The sequence below is a fragment of the Castellaniella hirudinis genome (genome assembly GCF_042651965.1).
Classification (GTDB): Bacteria; Pseudomonadota; Gammaproteobacteria; order Burkholderiales; family Burkholderiaceae_B; genus Castellaniella; species Castellaniella hirudinis.
Genome location: NZ_JBHSDY010000003.1, coordinates 362,629 through 381,256, shown reverse-complemented (window position 1 = coordinate 381,256; position 18,628 = coordinate 362,629). Strand labels below are relative to the sequence as shown.

At 67.5% G+C, this 18,628-nt stretch carries 16 protein-coding genes; 5 read left to right on the top strand and 11 right to left on the bottom strand.

Annotated elements, in window-relative coordinates; translation table 11 throughout:
- Positions 1–32 precede the first annotated feature (32 nt).
- From sctD to ACFO0J_RS06900, 3 genes are read left to right on the top strand one after another with little or no spacing between them, the layout of a single operon-like run.
- Positions 33–1,418, top strand: a complete 1,386-nt coding sequence (gene sctD / locus ACFO0J_RS06910; RefSeq protein ID WP_376812316.1) for a type III secretion system inner membrane ring subunit SctD — start codon at positions 33–35, stop codon at positions 1,416–1,418.
- Positions 1,419–1,432: 14 nt separating this feature from the next.
- Positions 1,433–1,690 (top strand): hypothetical protein, encoded by a 258-nt coding sequence (locus tag ACFO0J_RS06905; protein ID WP_376812315.1) that lies wholly within the window; start codon positions 1,433–1,435, stop codon positions 1,688–1,690.
- Between the two features lie 30 nt (positions 1,691–1,720).
- Positions 1,721–1,987, top strand: a complete 267-nt coding sequence (locus tag ACFO0J_RS06900; protein WP_376812314.1) for an EscF/YscF/HrpA family type III secretion system needle major subunit — start codon at positions 1,721–1,723, stop codon at positions 1,985–1,987.
- A 67-nt stretch (positions 1,988–2,054) separates the two neighbouring features.
- Here ACFO0J_RS06900 and ACFO0J_RS06895 read toward each other — a convergent pair whose 3' ends face one another.
- From ACFO0J_RS06895 to ACFO0J_RS06875, 5 genes are all read right to left on the bottom strand, one after another.
- Positions 2,055–2,495, bottom strand: a complete 441-nt coding sequence (locus ACFO0J_RS06895; RefSeq protein WP_376812313.1) for a type III secretion system chaperone — start codon at positions 2,493–2,495, stop codon at positions 2,055–2,057.
- A 134-nt stretch (positions 2,496–2,629) separates the two neighbouring features.
- The gene (locus tag ACFO0J_RS06890) at positions 2,630–3,121 is read right to left on the bottom strand and encodes a type III secretion system chaperone (protein WP_376812312.1); all 492 of its coding nucleotides are present in this window, start codon (positions 3,119–3,121) and stop codon (positions 2,630–2,632) included.
- A 44-nt stretch (positions 3,122–3,165) separates the two neighbouring features.
- On the bottom strand, positions 3,166–5,958 hold the full coding sequence (locus ACFO0J_RS06885) for an inositol phosphate phosphatase SopB (protein WP_376812311.1): 2,793 nt from the start codon (positions 5,956–5,958) through the stop codon (positions 3,166–3,168).
- 84 nt (positions 5,959–6,042) lie between these two features.
- The gene (locus ACFO0J_RS06880; protein WP_376812310.1) at positions 6,043–8,310 is read right to left on the bottom strand and encodes a hypothetical protein; all 2,268 of its coding nucleotides are present in this window, start codon (positions 8,308–8,310) and stop codon (positions 6,043–6,045) included.
- Positions 8,307–8,747 (bottom strand): type III secretion system chaperone, encoded by a 441-nt coding sequence (locus ACFO0J_RS06875; protein ID WP_376812309.1) that lies wholly within the window; start codon positions 8,745–8,747, stop codon positions 8,307–8,309. The genes ACFO0J_RS06880 and ACFO0J_RS06875 overlap by 4 nt, the downstream gene beginning before the upstream one ends.
- A gap of 140 nt (positions 8,748–8,887) precedes the next feature.
- Between ACFO0J_RS06875 and ACFO0J_RS06870 the strand changes: the two genes are divergently transcribed.
- Complete coding sequence (locus tag ACFO0J_RS06870) at positions 8,888–9,418, top strand: SecDF P1 head subdomain-containing protein (RefSeq protein ID WP_376812308.1); 531 nt, start codon at positions 8,888–8,890, stop codon at positions 9,416–9,418.
- 26 nt (positions 9,419–9,444) lie between these two features.
- The gene (locus tag ACFO0J_RS06865) at positions 9,445–9,873 is read left to right on the top strand and encodes an ATP-binding protein (RefSeq protein WP_376812307.1); all 429 of its coding nucleotides are present in this window, start codon (positions 9,445–9,447) and stop codon (positions 9,871–9,873) included.
- 46 nt (positions 9,874–9,919) lie between these two features.
- Here ACFO0J_RS06865 and ACFO0J_RS06860 read toward each other — a convergent pair whose 3' ends face one another.
- From ACFO0J_RS06860 to ACFO0J_RS06835, 6 genes are read right to left on the bottom strand one after another with little or no spacing between them, the layout of a single operon-like run.
- Entirely contained in the window at positions 9,920–12,745 is a 2,826-nt protein-coding gene (locus ACFO0J_RS06860; protein ID WP_376812306.1) for a SpoIIE family protein phosphatase, read from the bottom strand.
- Positions 12,732–13,478, bottom strand: a complete 747-nt coding sequence (locus ACFO0J_RS06855; protein WP_376812305.1) for a hypothetical protein — start codon at positions 13,476–13,478, stop codon at positions 12,732–12,734. The genes ACFO0J_RS06860 and ACFO0J_RS06855 overlap by 14 nt, the downstream gene beginning before the upstream one ends.
- Positions 13,475–14,602, bottom strand: a complete 1,128-nt coding sequence (locus ACFO0J_RS06850; RefSeq protein ID WP_376812304.1) for an alanine racemase — start codon at positions 14,600–14,602, stop codon at positions 13,475–13,477. The genes ACFO0J_RS06855 and ACFO0J_RS06850 overlap by 4 nt, the downstream gene beginning before the upstream one ends.
- Positions 14,599–15,267, bottom strand: coding sequence for a hypothetical protein (locus ACFO0J_RS06845; protein WP_376812303.1), 669 nt, complete (start codon positions 15,265–15,267; stop codon positions 14,599–14,601). Before ACFO0J_RS06845 ends, ACFO0J_RS06850 begins: the two co-directional genes overlap by 4 nt.
- On the bottom strand, positions 15,264–16,325 hold the full coding sequence (locus ACFO0J_RS06840) for an ABC transporter substrate-binding protein (protein WP_376812302.1): 1,062 nt from the start codon (positions 16,323–16,325) through the stop codon (positions 15,264–15,266). Before ACFO0J_RS06840 ends, ACFO0J_RS06845 begins: the two co-directional genes overlap by 4 nt.
- Positions 16,322–18,589, bottom strand: a complete 2,268-nt coding sequence (locus ACFO0J_RS06835) for an MFS transporter (RefSeq protein ID WP_376812301.1) — start codon at positions 18,587–18,589, stop codon at positions 16,322–16,324. Before ACFO0J_RS06835 ends, ACFO0J_RS06840 begins: the two co-directional genes overlap by 4 nt.
- Positions 18,590–18,628: the final 39 nt, after the last annotated feature.

Genomic DNA, 18,628 nt, shown 5'->3' with positions numbered 1-18,628 from the left:
GCCTCGCCGTGTCGCCCTGATCGGAGACCTGCATGAACGCAGCACTCGAACTGCGCGTGCTGTCGGGCCTGCACCGCGAGGCGCGCTGCCCGGCCATCCACGGCGATCTTGTGGGCGCCGACCCGGACTGCGACATTGTCCTGGCCGATGCCGGCCTGCCGGCGCGAGCCGCCCGGCTGGTCCTGGGTGCCGAGGGCTGGAATCTGACGTCCGGCGACGGCGAGCACGGCCCGGACACATCAACCGACACGGCCTACAATCAGCCGCTGCCCCTCGGGCCCGTCTGGCTCACCGTGGCCCGTCCCGAAGACCCCTGGGCGCCGCCGCCGGATACCGCCGCAAACGGCGGCGACGGCACCGCGCACGCCACGATCCCGGATGACGACCCGATCGGCGAAACGGCCGTGACGGCCGATGCCAAACCGGACACCGCGCCCGATCCCCAGGACGCGCCGCAGGCCGCGCCCGTGATCCGCGCCGATCCCCGCCCGAACCACGCCGTCGACACGGCTATCCAGCCCTCACGCGGCCGATCCTGGATCATGACCCTGGGGCTGGCCGCTGCCGGCCTGGCCATCACCATCGCGCTGCTGCTGGCCTGGCTGCTGCCATCCACGCCTCCGACACCTGCCCGCGCCGATCCACGCATGGCCGCTGAACAATCGCTGCCGCACATCCAGGCCGCGCTGGAACGCCTGGGCCTCGCCTCGCGCCTGCGGGCGGCCCTGGCGGACGGCGGCGCGACGGCGCAGGTCTCCGGCTGGGTGCGCGACGCGGCCGAACGCGACGCGCTGGCCGCCGCGCTGGCGCAGATCTGGCCCATGCCGGCCATGCAGGTCAGCGTCGAGGCCGACGCGGTCCGGACCGCCCGGACCGCCCTGGACGGCTATTCGGTGAAGTACGAGCCCCGCTACGACGGCGATGGCCGCCTGAGCATCCTGGGCATCGCGGCCGACGACACGGGCCGGACGGCGGCGATCGAGGCCGTGCGCGAGCAGCTGCCGGGCATGACCGTCATGGGCAACACCATCCAACTGGCGCCGGCCGTGGCCGACGCCCTGACCCGCGAACTCGCGGCAGCGGGCCTGAGCGGCATTTCCCTGACCTGGGACCGCCATCATCTGCAAACCGACACCTCCAGACTGGACGACGCCCAACTGGCCCGATTTGAAACCATCGTGGCCGATTTCAACCGCCGCTTCTTCGATGTCGTCGCGCTGCCCGGCGCGGACCGGCCCGCCGCCGATACCGTGCCCTTCGCCATCTTGAGCGTCGTCAGCGGGAAAACACCCTTTATCGTGCTGGAAGACGGGAGTAAATTGCTCGTAGGCGGCACCTACCGCAATTACCGCCTGACCGGCATCGAAGAAAAACGCCTGACCTTCGATGGCCCTCGCCCCGCCATCGTGCTGCGCTGAACACGGACCCCATCATGACCACTGCCCTGACCGACCTCGAAACCCGGCTGGCCGCCCCCGGCGGCAGCGCCCTGCGCGATGCCTTGGTCGCACGCGCCGCCCGCCTGGAGACCTCTCTGCGCGCCCGCATGGCCGACGGCCTGCCGCGCCAGGATTTCCCGGCATGGCACAGCGTCGCCGAAGCCGCCGCCGCCGCGCAGACAGTTCTGGCCTCGTGGCCGGTCAATGATACGGCGGCACCGGCTTCGTCCGGGCCCACGCATCCGCTTTAACCCCCTTTTACCCCTAGCCAGGAACCCATCATGGCACTCAACGGTCTTTCCGGCTCAGCCGGCCTGAACTTCAACGCCGTCAATAACACGATCTACAGCGGCATCCGCACCCAAGAAAGCAAGCTGCGTGACACGATTTCCGGCCTGCAGGCGGATGCTGACGGCAATATTTCACAGGCCGATCTGCTGATGCTGCAGCAGCAGACCCAGCAATGGACGATGATGATCGAGCTGCAAAGCACGCTCACCAAGCAGATTGCGGATTCGCTCAAAGGCATTATCCAGAAATCGTCCTGAATCCGCGACGCCTGCGGCGTCCTGGCCAGCCTCGGCGCTTCCGCGGCCTCGGCCGGCCGGGATGCGCTCAGACGGATTGCAGAAAGAAGGCCGGGTCGCGCGGGCCGGGCACATCCGTGGCGGCCACCGATGCCTGCGCCCAGGCATCGGCCTGGTCCAGCAGAGATTCCAGCACGGGACAAAGCGTGGCAGCAGTGCATTCGGCCAGCTTCAGGGCCACCTGCATGTGCGGCCGGCCGTCCGGGGCGAGGCACAGCACCGCGCCGTGGCCCGCCTGCATGAAATTGGCCCGGACCATGCGGTCGGCCTGGCGGGCGTCGATGCCGTGATCGGCCATCTGGCACGAAACCAGCACCAGCCCATGCGCGCCCACATGCACCACCTGGACCACCTGGCGGCCATCGAACACCAGTTGGCAGATCCCCTCGGCCGAAGGCGCCAGGCCGGCGATGCCCAGCGTCGAACCCAATTCAGCGATCAAACGGACATAGGGTGAGTCAACTGACATGGAAGCATGCCCGAGCAAGCGGGCTTGAATGTTCTAGGAGTGTCAAAAATACGCCAGGCTGGCGTCCTTGAACAGATAGCAAAAACCAGGGGATGCGCAGGCATTCCCTGGTTTTGAGGCAAGCGGCGCCGTGTTCAGGCCAGAGTGCCGCCGGGCGGGAACCCGGGCAGGCCGGCCGGCGCCCGAGGCGCCGCCTGTGCCCCGGCGGTGCGCAAAGGGCCGCCGTCGTTGGCATCCTCGATGCGCGAGCGCCAATGCGCCGCCACATTGGTGAACTGCTCGATCCAGGCCGACAACACCGCCACGTCCAAGCCCGGCAGCACGCGGCGATCCGCCAGGAAAACGCGTCCCGTGTCGAAATCAGCGCTGAAAGTCGCCCCCTGCGTGCCCTGCCAGAACACATTGGCCGCCAGCAGCATCGCATAAATGGCGTCCCGGCGGTCGGGGTCGACCTCGGGCAGACGGGCGAACAGGATGACCAGATCGTCTTCCGCCTCGTACTGGATGTGGATCTCGTGCGCATCGATCATGAGGCCCACGTAGCCGTCCTCGCCCGCAGCCATGTCGGCCATGCCCAAGGTCTGGCCCAGTTCGGCCATCAAGGCCTGGTATGAAGAAAGAGACATGCGGTGCTCCTGTGATTCAAGAAATATCGGGTCGCGGGATCAGGTCAGGCTTTGGCGAACTGACCGAGTCCGCACAGGAACTGCCGGACCTCGGGGTCGGGCAGCCGGTCTTTCAGGTGGCCTGCCTCTTTGCTGCCGGACAGGCCTGTGTTCCAACGCTGGTTTTCGAGCTGGCCGGAGCTGGAGCTGACCGTATAGTAAACACCCTGGTCGTCGCCCTGCAGTTGCTCGTCCGGATTCATTTCACCGCCCAGATCGCGCAGGATCAGCTTGGACTTGAGTTCGACATCGGTGACGCCGCCCCGGTCCTTGTCGCTCTTGCAGCCCTTGGACATCGTGCCGGCCAGGTCGGTGGCGCCCACCAGGTCCAGGCCCTGTTCGGCCAAGCCCTGCAGCACCAGGACCTCGCGGCCCATCTTGGCCGTGTCGCCCTTGCCTTCGCGGAAGGTTTTTTCGGTGAACATGCCGCGCACCAGATCAGTCTGGCCGCGCAACTGGGCCATCAGACTCCGGGCCTTCGCGAATTGTCCGGGCGGCGTGCCAGGATCATTCACTACCGCTTCCAGACGATCATAGACCTCGCCCACAAAGCCGCCCGGCCGCACGCCCCGGGCGCCAAATTGCCCGTCACCGAGATCCCCCACCAGCTTGATCATATTGGCGGTATTGTGCTCGTGAACGTTGTGCCAGACGCCCATGAAATTCTGCAAGCCGCTGGTGGCAATGCCGTTGATACCGAACGAGAAGGTGATGGTGTCCACATCCACGTCCCGCACCTGCCCCTGCTGGCCCGGATGGTCCGGATCAAACACGCGCAGACTTTGATTCGGCCCCGAGTTTTCCTCGAAGGCCCGGAACTGATTGCGCGTGTAGGTGCGTTCTTGGTAGTCCTTGACACCGAAGAAGTCCCGCATCGTATCGGGCGAAATCAAATTGACGCTGACATGGACCAGCTTGGGCGGCGGCGCGTCCTGCGGCCGATCCGGATCAGTCAGCACCCGGCGCATCCGGTCATTGCTGGTCAAGGCGACCTCCAGCACTTCGCGCGCACCGTCTTTGTTGGACTGCTGGCGGAGGTTTTCGTCCTCTATCCCCCACATATCGAGCACGCCATGACCCACCACTGTGGTCATCACCTGCCCATCGGGGTCCAGCAAGCGGCTGACCTTGAGATTGCGGGCATGGTCGTCGCTGTCCTTGACCCCGGCAGACACCCCGCCAGTATGGCCGTTACCCAAGTCAACGCCCAGACTGTGATTGATGAACTGGGCCGGTACGATCTCGCTGGTATAGGTGCGCATCACGCCATCGCGCATCACCGGCATCTCGCGCCGCAGCGGTTGCCAGGTGTCCAGCCCCGACAAGGCCAGACGTTCGCTGCGGGCCAGGCTGGTCTTGGAGAACAGCGCATCCAGCGCATCCCGGGGGATGCCGACGCCCTCGAGGCGTGTCCGCAAATCCTGCAGCATGTCGCGCTTACCCTGAACGATCGGATGCGTGTCCTTGTTGGAACCGCTAGGCGCCTCGATGGTCTGCAGCGTATCGACGTTTTCACTGTCCCGGTAGGCCTGGCTGCAGTCGAGACACACCTGATCCCATTGATTCCAAACCTGCTCCAGCACATTTTGCTGTTCAACCGTGAGCACCAATTCGCCCGTGCGCACGTCCTCGGCCACCTGGTTCAATAAATACTGACCTGCTTCGGCCCAGACCAGATTGCTGTGTTTGACGGAACGGTCGGTCAGAGGATCGGTCAGGCGCATGGTATCGATATACGTACTCTTGGCGTCCAGCAGACTGGTCTGGCGATCCATTTCTTTGCGCAGCGCCAGGCAGAGATCCTGCTTGTCGCTCAGCATGCGCAGTTGGCCTTCCAACTGATCCTTCTGTCCCTGTAATTGCTTGCGCGTATCGGGATCCGGGTTCTGACTCAGTTGATCCTCGACATCCAGCAGCTCGACCCGGACTTCGTCCTCCACCTCCCTCAAGTCCTGAAACCGGTCGAGCATCTGGGCCTGCCCCTCTGTCAGGCTTTGGCGCTGCTGATCCAGGTCCCCCGACAAGCCCTGCAGGCTGTCCTGCGTCCAGGCCTGCCGGCCCAGCACTTCGGTGGTCTGGTCGAGCCGGTTCAACATCTCGACCAGTTGCGGGTCCGACCGCCCGACACTGCCGCAGATCTGGCGCAGGTCCTGAGTGAGGCGGGCGGGATTGAGCTCGACCCGCGACAGCGGGCTGCCCGGAGGCGCCATCTGGATCAGCTTCGTCAGCGCCGGGAAACGTTCCTTGCACTGCTGGGCCCGCACATCGCGCAGTTCGGTCTCGGCCCGGGTGCGCAAGGATTGGACATCCACCCGGCTCAGGGGGGTATTGCCGTAGCGGGAGTCGTTGCGCACGGCGCGGGTGACGGCCGCCCGCACATCGCGCAGTTCGGGGCCTTCCAGGCCCTGCAGCGTGTCGTTCAGCAGGGTTTCGTTGTGCCGCACCACCTGCAGCCGGTATTCCTGGGCCTTGTTCAGGATCTTTTCGACCTGATGATTGGTCAGCGGGCGATCGTTGCTGACCCAGTTGTCCGGCAGGCCGCAGGACCGCAGCGCGCGCTGGGCGCCGGCCTGGCCTTCGGTCTTGATGAGCAGATTGACAAAGGATTCCTTGACCTGGGAACGCTCCTGGTGGCGCGCCTGCATGTCCTCGGGAGAGCGGAACCAGTTCTGGATACGACCCGCCAGACGCGACAGGCCACTCTGGCGGACGCCTTCCTGACCCTGGGGGTTCTGGCGGATTTCCCGCTCGAAGACCCCGCCGCCTACCTGTCTGAAACTGTCGAGGCCGATTGCCATCACGTTCTCCGTAATTTTGTCAAAAACTCATGACATCCTGACGATTGAGTAACCCGGACGCCGCCCGGGTTCCCCTGTGGTCGGTCAAAGGCTGTCCTGGTTGTCCGACAGAGCCTGAAACACCTGCTGTCCCCTGATGATTTCCTGGGCAAACTCGTCGGACGAAAAGCCCGCCGCCGCCTTGGGTTCGGGCAGGATGCAGGGGCTCAGGCCGGCCTTGAGCAGGAGCCCGTTCATGGCGACGAACACAGTGGTCCGGGTGTTGCCGTCCATGAACAGGTGCGAACGGTACAGGGCCTGCGTGGTCCGCGCGATGACGGCGATCCGGTCCTCGTCGGTCAGCGCCCGAGTCATGTCCTGTTCGTGGCGCGCCAGGATGTCGCGCGCCCGATCCCGGCATTCCTGGTCCGTCCTGGATGTAAAAGAGATATCGAATCCAGTGTCGGTCTCGTTGATACTCTTGAACCACGGATCGCTCTGCAGCAATGCCCGCAGCTCGTCACGGCCGGCGGGCGTCAGTTGGGTGTCCTGCCGCAGATTCAGGTTGGTGTCCCCATTGCGATAGCCCGAGGGCACACGCGATTCCTCGAGCAGGCTGATCGCCTCGCTGCCGTCCTCGTCCATCGCTTTGAAAGACGTCTTGTAGGTGTTGCTCAAGTCTTCGTTGCGAAAGGTGTTCTTCGAGCCTGTCTGCTGGATCCGGTCCAACCAGCGGTCGTCCAGGGGGGCCCCATCCCGCAGGTCGTCGATCATCCCGAGAAAGGCGCGCTGCATGGCGGCCAACGAGCCCTGACCATACTGTTCCAGAGTCCATTTGCCCGCACCGGGCAGATCCTGCAGGTTGCCGGGGGTAAACAGACGCCAATGGTCTTGCGGCGCCAACACACCGAACACGGGATGATCATCCAGGCGCTCGTGCATCGTCAGTCCGGCCTCGATGGCGTCAAAAGCCGCCACGATGCGGGCCTTGAATTCGGGCAGCATGTCCTCGAACGTATCCAGCGCGACCCGCAGGTCGGACAGGATTTCGCGAGGCGAGCGCTGCAGGGACTCGGCCTGTGCCAGCACATCCTGCTCGAGCTGCACCAGCGCCTCGGTCTTGTACCAGAGCGGCAGGTCTTCATCCGTGTCGGGATCATCATACCGAGACAGGTAACCCTGGATCAGATCGCGCTGCGGGTCGAATTGCCGCTGCCGCGCCTGCTCGAACATCTGGACACCCTCCTGACGCAACGAGCCTTTCAGCGTCTCGGCGCCCAGGCGGTCGATATTGTCGTCATCACTGCCACCACGCGAGCCCATCGCGCTGGTGAGCACGCTGACCAGCGTGCCGATGTCGCGCTGCAGACGGCCGGCGAACTGGAGGTTGGTCAACGAGCCATGCTCATCGAATGCGGACAGACCATCCTGGACAGCCAGATAGATCGATTTCAACGCCCCCTGGTCGTCCAGCGCGCGGTCCAGCAAGCTGCGCACGAGCGGGGCCTGTTCGCCGCGCATTTCGTTCAGTGCGCCCAACAGCGCGGTCCCCGCACATTCCTGGAAAAAGTCCGAGCCGATATCCTCGTCCGGCCCGGTCTCGTACCTGAGCAGCAGGCTGGTGCGCTGCTGGATGACGTCCAGGCAATTCATGATGTCTTGCGGGGTCGCGCCCTGGCCGATGGCCAGGAGCAGGTCTTTCCAGCCCTGGCGCAGGCTGTCTCGCACCGCACGGGCATCGTCCAGTTGGCCCCGTGCCTCCATCCCGAGTACATGTTTGAGCGTTTCACGTCCCAGAGCGAACATTTTCTCTTCGCTCAGCGGCTTGACCCCCAGGTTGCTGATCCCCTTGCACCCTTCGGACAGGCGCTGCGTGTATTCCCGGCAGACCTGATCGCTCAGGCTGGACAAGACCACGGGGGGCTTGAAGCTCGACAGAATGCGCTGGAACGCCTCTGAAGGGTCCGACCCCGCAATCGGCGGTTCGTACTTGCTCAGACGCGCGGCCTGATCCAGCAGATTTTCGTGGCGACCCCGGGCGGCCAACTGAATCACGCGATCCACGTCCCGGGCATTCAACTGACTGGCGCCTTGCAAACCCGCCTGCTGCATGGCCTGCGCCGTGGCGGCCTTGCCATACCGGCTTTCAAGCAGTTTCTGAAAGACCTCCAGGGCTTCTGACTGGCGTTGGGCGCGCGTCGAATCACCCCAGCCCAGCGCCTGCCCGATATCCTTGAACGCGCTGACAATGGCTCGGCCCAACGTGCCTTTGTTATTGATCAACAGGTCTTGATTACTCTTGTCGAGCGTGATGACCCCGGACTGATTTTGACCCGCCAGTGATTCAAATTGACGCAATGTAATGCCGTTCATACCCGATCTCCCAGAAAAGAATGCGTCACCGACGAAAAGGGTTCAGACCCCAGCCGGCTGCGCCAGTGCCGTGCGACACCCGCCAGGCCTGCCACCACGGCAGTCAGGCCGCCGGCCTGCAGTTCATCCACGCCGCAGCGGCGATGCAGCACCAAGGCCCCGGTCTCGGGCAATAGCGCAAACGTACCGCCCTCGGTCAATGCCCCGGACAAATTCGCCGTCAGGATCTCGGCCAGTTGCTCGCCTTCGGGCACGACATCGTCCAGACAGATCATGATGCGCAGGCCGCCGGCCACGTCCAGCCCCAAAGACACGATCAGATCATCGTCCGCCCCCAGCGCCAGCAGGCACGTCCCGCCCTCGTCCAGGCTCAGGCCGCCCAGGCCTAACGCCTGCCCTAAATCAGCCACGTAGACATTGGCTTGGCTTGCATCCATGTGTATAGTCTCCGGTGATGGCGTCGCTGCACGCCGATTGGCTGCTGAGTGACAGATCCCCGGCGATTAGTTCCCGCAGGGCGACACACTGGCGCACGGCGGTCGGTTTTCACTCTGCCCGACCACCAGAACCACCCATCATGTATCTGACAACTCGCGCGTTCATTCCCACCCTGCTGGCGGCCCTGCTGGCTTTGTCAGGGTGCAAAACCCTGCCTTCGGCCGCTCCACAGACAACGACAGACACGCCGGTCACGGCATCCGGCAACAGTGCCGCCGGGACACCCCGTGTCGTGCAGCCGATCGCCATCTATCTCGCTCAGTCAGCCCCTGGCGACCAACTGGTCGCCGTCCCGATCCCCGACGGGGCACTCTATCTCCATGCCCGCCCCGTCCTCGCCCGCGAAGATCTGACCGACGCTGCAGCCCTCTCGGATCGGCAGGGGGGGCATTTTGTCGGTCTGCGCCTGACCCCTGCGGGCGCCGAAAGACTAAATGCCGTCAGCCGCCAGAACGTCGGCAGCCTGCTGGCCCTGGTCATCGGTCGCGAACTGGTGGCTGCACCCCGCATCGGCGGCCCGCTGGACCGCGGCATCCTGGCCTTCGAGGTGCCTTCGGCCGCAGTGGCCGCCGATCTCGCTGCCCGTATCCGAGGCGACGCGACCCGGTAATTCATCCCCACGCCCCCAGGGATCCCATGCCCGACAGCCACCACACTCTCGATCTACCCGTCGATCTGAGCGCAGTGCCGCTCGCCCTGCAATGGCTCGAGACGCTGGCCGAGCGCCAGGGCTGGACGCCCCGCGCGACCTTCGGCCTGACCCTGTCGCTGGACGAGGCGCTGACGAATGTGGTGTCCTATGCTTTCGATCAGACCAGCGCACCGGACAATCCTGCCATCATCGTGTCCTGCCGGGCAGACGGCCAGCGCATCGAACTGGAACTGCGCGACAACGGCCGTCTTTACGATCCCACGGCAGGCGATCCGCCCCCCCTGGTTGCCTGCCTGGACGAGGCCGAGGTCGGCGGCCACGGCGTACGGCTGATGCGACACTACCTGGATACGCTCGCCTATCGGCGCCAGGACGGCTGGAACTGCCTGACTCTGGTCATGAAGATCGCCTGACGACCGGTCTCGGGCACCGCCGGATCCGGCCGGCCCGCGTCACGGCTCAGCCGTGATAACGCAGGCACAGGCTGGTGACGTCGTCAGTCGGATCGGTGCCGTTCTCGAACGCACGCACATCGGCAATGACCGCATCGGTCAGGACGTCCAGCGCCGCATCCGCGGGCTGCGCGCGCAGCAGGCCGGCCAGACGCGCCTCGCCGAAAACCTCGCCTTCCGGATTGAAGGCCTCGGTGATGCCGTCCGTGTACAGGTACAGCATGTCGCCGGGGCGCAGATGCAGAGTCTTCTGCTCGTAGGCGATTTCCTCTTCGACGCCCACGGCGATGCCGTGGGTCAGCGGCACGGCGGACAACGTCCCCTGGGCGTCGATCAGCCAGGGCGCATGGTGGCCGGCATTGACGTAATCCAGCTTGCCGGTGCGCAGATCCAGCGTGGCGTAGAACAGCGTCACGAACAGCATCTGTTCGTTCTCGGCCGCCAGCAGCGCATTCAGGCGCTCGACGCAGGCGGCCGGCTTGCGGACGAAGCGCGCCGTCGATTTCAACAGCGTGCGTGAGATCGCCATGAACAGGGCGGCGGGGATCCCCTTGCCCGAAACGTCGGCGATGACGAAGCCCAGGTGGTGCTCATCGAGCATGAAGAAATCGTAGAAATCCCCGCCCACGTCGCGGGCCGGCAATATCCGGCAGCCCAGTTCCATGCGCGGATCGTCGGGCATGGCGCGCGGCAGGATGCTGAGCTGCACGGCGCTGGCGATCTGGAGTTCCTGCTGCAGCCCGGCCAGCTTGGTCTTGGTGACCAGAGCGTCGCGCAGTTCGATCACCATGTCGGACAGCCGCTGGTGCTGTTCGACCAACCGATGGCGCAGATCGCTCATGACTTCCGCGAGACGCCGCAGGCCATCGCCGTCTCCGGTCTCGCCCTGGCGATCGATCAGCGCCTGGACCTCCTGGCGGCTGGCGGCGTCCATGGAATCGGCCAGGGCCCGCAGTTCGCCGGCCATGACGGCTTCCTGGCGGCGACGGATGCGCGCCTGCTGAGCCTGGTCGCGCGCCAGTTGCAGGGTCTTGTGGCGAAAGGCGGCGATGCTGCGCCCCAACTGCTCGATCTCGTCCCGCCGGCCGCCGGACCGCCCGCCCGCGTCGGCCTGCGGACCGCTGAGTTCGTCCAGCGTCTGCAGGGAATCCTGCAGCGGGCGGAAGCTGCGCCAGATGATGCGGTGGATCAGCGCCAGCCCCAGAATGGCCAGGACGGCGGCCAGCAGCAGCGTCAGCCAGCCCAGGGTCAAACTGGGCTTCATCAGGGCGGTGACGTCCTTGAGGATCAGGAGCAGGCCGCCAGCGCTGCCCGAGACGCTGGCCACGGGCGTGGCCGTGAGCAGCAGGATCCGGTCGCCGTCCTCGAGCGTCCGGTATTGTGTGTGCTGGACGGGCGGGGTCAAGCCGAGGCGCGCCCACAGCGCGCGCCCGGTGCTGGCCACCAGACGGCCCTTGGGATTCAGGAAATGGACGCTGTATTGCGCGTCGAGCCCGTCCGGATCGACCTGCTGCAGGGCCGTATCCAGCGCGCGCGCGCCGACCAGCGCCCAGGTACCGCCCTGCAGCCGCACGGGCCGCGCCGCGACCAGCAGGGTCTGATCGTCGTCCAGGTTGCGCAGCCCCTGCGCCGTCCGACCCGCCAGGACTTCGTCCAGCGTGCCGGCATCAAGCAGCGCGGTGTTGGTGGCGTCGCCCTTCAGGGGATAGGCCTGGCGATTGGGATCGATCAGGACCAGGCGGTCCAGCGGTGTAGTCCAGGCACGCGGGATTTCGGCGTCCGCGCCCGAGACCTCGAACCGGGCGGACGCGTCCTGCAGCTCGCCGGCGATCGTCAGGGTCTGAGACGACAGGAATTGCTTCCAGAGGGCGTCCTGGTCCTCCTGGCCGAGATTGGCGGCCTGCTGGCGCAGCAGGTGCTCGCGCAGGGCCTGGAGGCCCGACAACGAACCGATCAGCAGGGCAAAGCCCAGAGCGATGGCCAGGGTCAGGCGCAGCCGCAGCGAAAGCCGCCGGGCCCGGTCCGGCGGGACGATCCGGAACCGGGGAGCCGGCTCGGACAGCGGGATACCCAGGGCCGCAAGCCGGGGCTGGATGCTGCCGTCGAAATCGACCGCCAGCAGCGATTCCGCCTGGTGGGCCAGGTCGGCCCGCCGCTGCGCGGTCCGGGCCGCCATCGTCTGCAAGCCGTGCCAGGCCTGTCCTAGGATGTCCCGGGATTCGGGCTGCGGACCCGGCACGGGCGGCACGAGATCATCGGGCGCAGTCAGCAGCATGGCCTGCAACCGGCCACGATGACGCCGCAGATGCGCGCCGTACAGGCCGGTGCACAACCCGCCCAGCAAGGCCAGGGGCAGAATCAGCAGCAGCATGCCGGTGAGCAGGGCCGCATGCGAACCGCGCAGGTCGGGCGGCGCCGCCGCGACCTCGAGCGTGCCGATGCGCCGTTCGCCGATCATCAGTGCCGTGCTCACGGCCGTCGGCGCGCCGGCCCGGGATCGCCGCGCGTCGCCCAGGATCTTGCCATCCGCATTGGTCAGCGTGATTGCCGTCAACTGCCGCACATGCGTCAGCGTGCCGTCCAGACTGCGATCGATGGCCGGAATCTCGTCGAGCGGAATGCCCAACTGACCGGCGCGAATGAACTGCCGGCCCAGGGACCGGCCGACCGAGGCGGCGAGATCGCGGGACTGCCCTTGCGTGGCGACTGCGACGGTATCCTGGAGACGCCAGAGCAGGACCCCGCTGGCCAGGCCGGCCGCGACCAGGACGATCAGGAACCCGCCGGCGGCGTCGCGCAGCCAGGCGCGGACGGAACGGTCAGTCGTCGGCATGATCCAGTTCCTTCAGTTGGAGCAGTTGGCCGTCCAGCGCCCTCTGGCTGGCCTGGTGGCGTTCGCCGGCCTGCCGGGCGGCCGCCACCAGGGAATCCCGGACGTCGCCGGCAACCGCCGGATCCCGCAGGATCCGGGCAGCCTGCAGAAAGGGCCGCAGGCGGCGGCGCGCCAGCAGGCAGGCGCCCGCCGTGGAGGCCAGCACGGCCAGCACCGCCAGGGCCAAGGTGGGCAGACCGCGCGCGAGCCAGGCTTGCAGGCTGTAGGCTTGCGCCGCATGCGGCGCCATCAGGACCAGGCCACCGGCATCCCGCCCCAGCTCGTCGCGCAGGCCGATGCCGCAGCTACGGCCGTTCTGGTCGTCGGCGCACCAGATGCCCCCGCCCCCCGGCCGCGCCCAGGCGGTCGGCATGGCGGCACCCAGCAACCCCAGGTCGGTGCTGTAGAGCACCCGGCCCGACGGGCCATGAATGCTGATGTCCCGGATGTCGGGCATGCCGGATTTTTCACGCTCGATCAGCCGCTGCAGGCTGGAGCTTTGTTCCAGGGTCAGGCCCAGCGTCAGGGTGGCCTCGATCGTATTGCGCAGATTGCCGAGGATGTATTCCTCGTGGGCCTGCCGGGTCTGGTCGATGGCCCGCTGCTCGATGCGCACAGTCAGCAGCGTAGCGCCAAGCACGGCGGCCAGGACGCAGCAGGCCAGGGCCAGGATCAGGGGCAGGGGCGTTCTCATGGCAGACTTTCCGACAGGCTGGGAGAGAGAGGCTGGTCAGGACGATGGGCATGATAGCGCTTGCGACACACGGCAGCGGCAAGCCCCAGCAGCACATTGGCGGGCAGACCCGCCTGGGCCGCCAGATCCTCGACCCGTTGGTGATCGCCGAAGATCTCGGCGCGCGCGCCGGGCACGGCCAGATCGGCCGGGAGCCCGGTCACGTCCACGCTGGTCAGGCCCATAGAAATGCCGCCCACGATGGGCGCGGCGTACGCGCCGAAACGCACCGCCCCCCGGTTCATCAAGGCGTAGGGCAGGCCATGAGCGTAGCCGATGCCCAGGGTGGCGACACGCATGGGTTTCGGGCAGCGAAACTGCCCGTCATAGCCGATGCCTGCGCCGGCCGGCAGGTCCGCGACCTGCAGGACGGGAGCGTCCAGGCGGGCCACGGGCCGCAGCGGCAGAGCGCGCTCGGGGGTGGTGTCCACACCGTACAGGGCGCTGCCCACGCGGGCCATGTCCAGGTGATGCTCGGGCCGCGCGAACACGCTCGCCGAAATCGCCAGGCTGCAGGCCGCGCGAGGCAGCGGCGCGACCAGCGCCAGGAAGCGGTCGTACAGGTCCTGACTGCCTGGACCTTCGGGCGCGCTGAAGCTGGCGGGCTGGGTGATCCAGGCCCGGACGCGCAGCCCGTCCAGCCTCCGCGCAGCCAGATCGCGCACGGCTTCGGGCCGCAGGCCCAGCCGCCCCAGGCCGGTGTCCAGAGCGATGGCCACCGTCAGTGCGCCGCTGTCGCGGGCCCGGTCGATTTCGTCCGGCGCATTCAGGACGGGAATCAGGCGGCTGTCCCGGAAGGCCTGCGGCGAGGCGCCACGCAACCCGCCCAGGACGAAAATTTCGGCCGCCGGCGCCAGCACGCGCACGCGGCGGGCCTCATCGAAATCCAGGGTCCAGTATTGGCCGCACCCCTGGGCCGACAGCGTCGTGACGACGGGATCGAGCCCCAGGCCGTAGGCGTCGCACTTGACCACCGCGCCCAGTTCCGCGCCGGTGTAGCGGCCGCGCACGATCCGCCAGTTGACGGCCAGGCGGCCCAGGTCGATGTCCACCCGAGGCGTATCGGCGTTGACGACGGCGGTCACTCGACGACCTCCGGCAGCACGAGGACGCAGCCGGACGGCGTCAGACGCCCGCGCCAGCCTTGCGACAGCAGCCTGTCCTGCTCGTCCAGGGAAAGACCGTCGAGAGGCCGGACCTCGTCCCCGTCCGCCGGCGAGGCCGGCGCAGCGAACGGGCCGGCGCGGCGGGCCAGCAGATAGCGCAGCGAATCCTGGTAGACCCGGCGCAGCCGCCGGATCTCGAAGCCTTCTCCCAGCAGGCTGCGCCAGCTGGCCGGATTCGACGGCGCAGCCGTAGCGTAAAGATAGGCGCCGGGATCGGCCAGGGCGACGCGGCGGCGGATCAGTTCGCGCTGCAGGCGATGCCCCCGGTATTCCAGGGCGACCGAGGACCCGGCCAGCTTCTGGATGCGTGCGTCAAAGTGCCAGCCCAGCCAGAGGTCCGGCCGGGTCCCGGGATCGGGGCCGTCCTGCAGCACGCCGTAGGCCACCAGGACCTCGTCCGGATCGCAGGCGCCGATGATCCGCCCCGCCCCGCCTAGCAGAGCCTCGAAGAACCCGGGGGATTCGGGCCGGACCTGGTCCGGGCCCAGGCCCTGGATCGCGCGCAGGTGCAGCGCGAAAATCCGGTCGAGATCCGCCGGGCCAAGGCGATGCCAGCGCAACCGGGAAAACGCGTCGGCGCTCATCCGAGATGCCTCGTCGGCTGCGGAGCCCGGGTGATCACGTCGGCGTAGTTCAGCATTTCGATGGGCGGATAGAAGCCCCCCAGCGCCTTGGCCGTGTGCAGATTGATCAGCAGGGCGAAACGCTTCAGGGTTTCGATGGGAATCTGGCTGGCGGGGGTGCCCTGGTACAGGATGGCGTCGGCCTGCACGGCGGCCAGGCGCCCGACGGAACGGTAGCGGCTGACGAGGCCGGTCAGGGCCGAATATTGCCGGACGGCGAGTTCCGTGGCGCCGAAGGTGGGCAGCTTCTGTTCGATGCTGGCCGGGATCACGCGGTCGTAGACCGTGCCCAGGAAGGTGTCGGGCACCAGGTAGAACCAGTCGGCGCCCTCTTCCCGCAGTTCGGCGATCAGCCGTTCCAGGCCTTCGGCGGTGGGGCGCCCGGCTGCGTCCAGCTGGAAATGCCGGTGAATGGCCGTGCGGTGCGTCACACGGCACAAGGCCTCCATTTCGGCGGCGATCGCCCGGGAATTGGGCTCGGTGGTCGAATACAGCAGACCAACCTTGCCGAATTCCCGGTAGGCCGCCATGGCCTTGACCTGGGTTTCGGTGGGCACCACGTGCACGGCCCCGGTAACGTCGCGGCCCTGCTGCGTGAGCGAAGGCACGATCCCGGCGGCCACCGGCGCGCTCACCAGGGCGAAGACGACGGGGATGCGGCCCACCTTGCCGGAGGGATCGGGATGCCGCCAGGAACCGGCCACCCCCAGGGTCACCGGCGTGCCCCAGGTGTAGATCAGGTCGGGCGCCAGGCCGGGGATCTCGTCCAGGATGGCGGGCAGCCGGCGGATGTCCTGGCCGACGTCGCGGTGGACGATGTCCAGGTCCCGGCCCTGCGCGCGCAGGTATTCCAGGAAACCGTCCTCGACTTCCGTGCGCCCGCGATAGGTGATCATCAGAATGCGGCGCCGGTCCGCCGCGCGCGCGACGAGGGGGGCGGCACCGCCCAGCAGGCCGATGGCCAGGGCGGCGCGCAGCAGGCGGCGCCGGAGAGGAAGGGAGGGCACGTAAGCGTTCATGAGAGGCTGCCTGAGGCATCGGAAGCGGGGCGCCACTGCCCATAACCGTAGAGCAGGGCGCCGCCGGAGGTCAACAGACCGAACAAGGCCAGGGTGGGCACTGGACCGAGCAGGCCCAGCAGGGCACCGGCCAGGGCGGGGCCGGCGGCCGACCCTCCGCGTTCGACCAGGCGGAACAGCCCGAGAACCTGGGCGGCATGCCGGCCCTGGCCGTGGTGGGCGTAGGTGGCCATCAGCGAGGACTGGGGGGTGATCGACAGGGCCTGGCCCAGCCCGAGGAAGACAAGGAAGGCCATGATGGCGCCCAGACCCGGCCAGAGCACGATCGGCGCCACGCCCAGGCCGGCGATGATCCCGCCCAGGACGATCTTGCGGGCCCGGGGGTCGCGGCCGGGCGTTTCGTCCCAGCGGGAGAAGATCGGGACGAACAGCACCATCATCAGCGGATAGATCATCTGGACGCGACCGATGCTCGACAGCGTATGGCCCTCGCCGGCCAGGATGAGGGGGACCAGGAAGAAGCACAGGGCCGTGAGGATGAGCTTGGCCGGCACGGCGCAGCCCAGCAGCAGTGCGCGCAGGCCGGGCATGCGCCAGGTCTCGCCGATCACGCCGACGGTGCCCCGCGCGGCGCGCGGCCGGCCGTGCGGCGGCGTCGCGGGCATCATGACCCGCGCCAGGCACAGGGACGCCAGGCACAAACCGGCGGCGCCCAGAAAGGCCATGCCGCCACCGAAGTGTTCCGCCAGAAAGCCGCCGATGGGGGGCGCGCACAGGGCGGCGGTCAGGATGGCGCGGATGAAGACCGAGAGCCCCGCCGAGCGGGCCTTGGGATCGTGCTGATCGACGATGTGCCCCTGCGCCGAGGTGAAGACCAGGGTAAAGCCGACGGCGCTCAGCGCGCGGGCCAGGAGCAGGCTCGAATAGGCGTCGGCGAAGGCGCACAGGCCGTAGCCGATACCCGCGATGCCGGCGCCCAGCGCCAGGCCGCGGCGCCGGCCCAGAGACTCGGACCACAGAGCCATGGGGATCTGCCCCAGGGCCACGATGGCCATGAAGATGACGATCGGCAGGCTGACGAGCAGCGGCGCGTGGGCGCCAGCCGGCAGCAGCCGTTCGGTCAGGCTGGGCAGGAACGGCCGGTTCAGTTCTTCGGCCATCATGAAGACGAACAGGACGCCCCGGACCTGTTCGGCTGGCGGGGACGGGCCGACGCGCGGATCAGCCGCGTCGAGAGCGCGCCGGAAGGCGCCGGTCTGCGTCAGCATCGACAGCAGTTCGAAGCCGATCAGCAGCGCCACCAGCCCCAGGAAGGCCGTATCCAGCAAAAGGCCATGGATCTGGGCGGCCGCCTGGCGCGTGTCGGGCGTGACCACCAGGTTCGCCACGACAGGCCCCTGGGCCGGGACCGGCAGAACCAGGCTGTCCGGCGCGGCGTCGCCACCGGCAGCGGCCGGCGCCGCATCCAGCGTGATCCGCTCCAGTTCCGGATAGTGCCGCTGCAGGGACTCGAAATATTCCGGCACGCCCTGCATCTGATCGAGCGGGATCCCCAGATCCAGGGCCTTGTCGATCAGCGTACGGGCGCCATTGCCGATAGATTCGACCTTGGTCTCGATCAGAGGATTCAGCGTGCGGTCGATGATGCGCAAGGCCTGGTGGTCGATCAGAAACAGGCCGCCCCCCAGGATGAGCGCCAGCGCCACAGGCAGGCGCAGCCGGGCCGCCACGCGGCCGGCATCGGCGCGCCGGGCGCGCAGCGCCAGCGCCGCCAGCAGGCCCAGCAGGGCGGCGACCGCCACGACAGGCACGGCATGCCCGCGCATGTCGCGGCGGATTTCCGCCGAAGGCGCGGCCAGGGCGTGCGGATCGTAACGCAGCAGAATCTGCCCGAACGGCAGCCCCAGGTCGTCGATCAGCGTTTGCCGCAAGGTGTCGGCCGGCGAGGAACCGGACATGACGCCTTCGCCATAGAGCCGCCGGCCCCGTGCATCCTGAACAGCCATGCCGAGGATGGCCGGGTCCAGGGTGCGCTCTCGCCGCAGAGCCGCGCCCAGGGTGTCTTCCTGGCTGTCCAGCCCCACGCCCAGAGAGGCGGCGTGCGTAGCGCCTTCGGCGGCACGATCCAGCGCAATGGCGAAGCGGGATTCGAGGATGCCGCGATAGGCCTTGAGCAGCGAGCCTTCCGTCATCCAGGTCCCGGCGGCCAGGCAGGTGGCGATCAACAGACTGAACAGGAATGCTGGAATCAGCGGGAAACGCATGGAAAAACGGGCTCCGGGAGCCCGGGAGCCCCCCGGGCG

Coding starts and splice junctions, on each gene's coding strand:
- sctD (WP_376812316.1), top strand. CDS start 33: ATGAACGCAGCACTCGAACTGCGCGTGCTGTCGGGCCTGCACCGCGAG.
- ACFO0J_RS06905 (WP_376812315.1), top strand. CDS start 1,433: ATGACCACTGCCCTGACCGACCTCGAAACCCGGCTGGCCGCCCCCGGC.
- ACFO0J_RS06900 (WP_376812314.1), top strand. CDS start 1,721: ATGGCACTCAACGGTCTTTCCGGCTCAGCCGGCCTGAACTTCAACGCC.
- ACFO0J_RS06895 (WP_376812313.1), bottom strand. CDS start 2,495: ATGTCAGTTGACTCACCCTATGTCCGTTTGATCGCTGAATTGGGTTCG.
- ACFO0J_RS06890 (WP_376812312.1), bottom strand. CDS start 3,121: ATGTCTCTTTCTTCATACCAGGCCTTGATGGCCGAACTGGGCCAGACC.
- ACFO0J_RS06885 (WP_376812311.1), bottom strand. CDS start 5,958: ATGGCAATCGGCCTCGACAGTTTCAGACAGGTAGGCGGCGGGGTCTTC.
- ACFO0J_RS06880 (WP_376812310.1), bottom strand. CDS start 8,310: ATGAACGGCATTACATTGCGTCAATTTGAATCACTGGCGGGTCAAAAT.
- ACFO0J_RS06875 (WP_376812309.1), bottom strand. CDS start 8,747: ATGGATGCAAGCCAAGCCAATGTCTACGTGGCTGATTTAGGGCAGGCG.
- ACFO0J_RS06870 (WP_376812308.1), top strand. CDS start 8,888: ATGTATCTGACAACTCGCGCGTTCATTCCCACCCTGCTGGCGGCCCTG.
- ACFO0J_RS06865 (WP_376812307.1), top strand. CDS start 9,445: ATGCCCGACAGCCACCACACTCTCGATCTACCCGTCGATCTGAGCGCA.
- ACFO0J_RS06860 (WP_376812306.1), bottom strand. CDS start 12,745: ATGCCGACGACTGACCGTTCCGTCCGCGCCTGGCTGCGCGACGCCGCC.
- ACFO0J_RS06855 (WP_376812305.1), bottom strand. CDS start 13,478: ATGAGAACGCCCCTGCCCCTGATCCTGGCCCTGGCCTGCTGCGTCCTG.
- ACFO0J_RS06845 (WP_376812303.1), bottom strand. CDS start 15,267: ATGAGCGCCGACGCGTTTTCCCGGTTGCGCTGGCATCGCCTTGGCCCG.
- ACFO0J_RS06840 (WP_376812302.1), bottom strand. CDS start 16,325: ATGAACGCTTACGTGCCCTCCCTTCCTCTCCGGCGCCGCCTGCTGCGC.
- ACFO0J_RS06835 (WP_376812301.1), bottom strand. CDS start 18,589: ATGCGTTTCCCGCTGATTCCAGCATTCCTGTTCAGTCTGTTGATCGCC.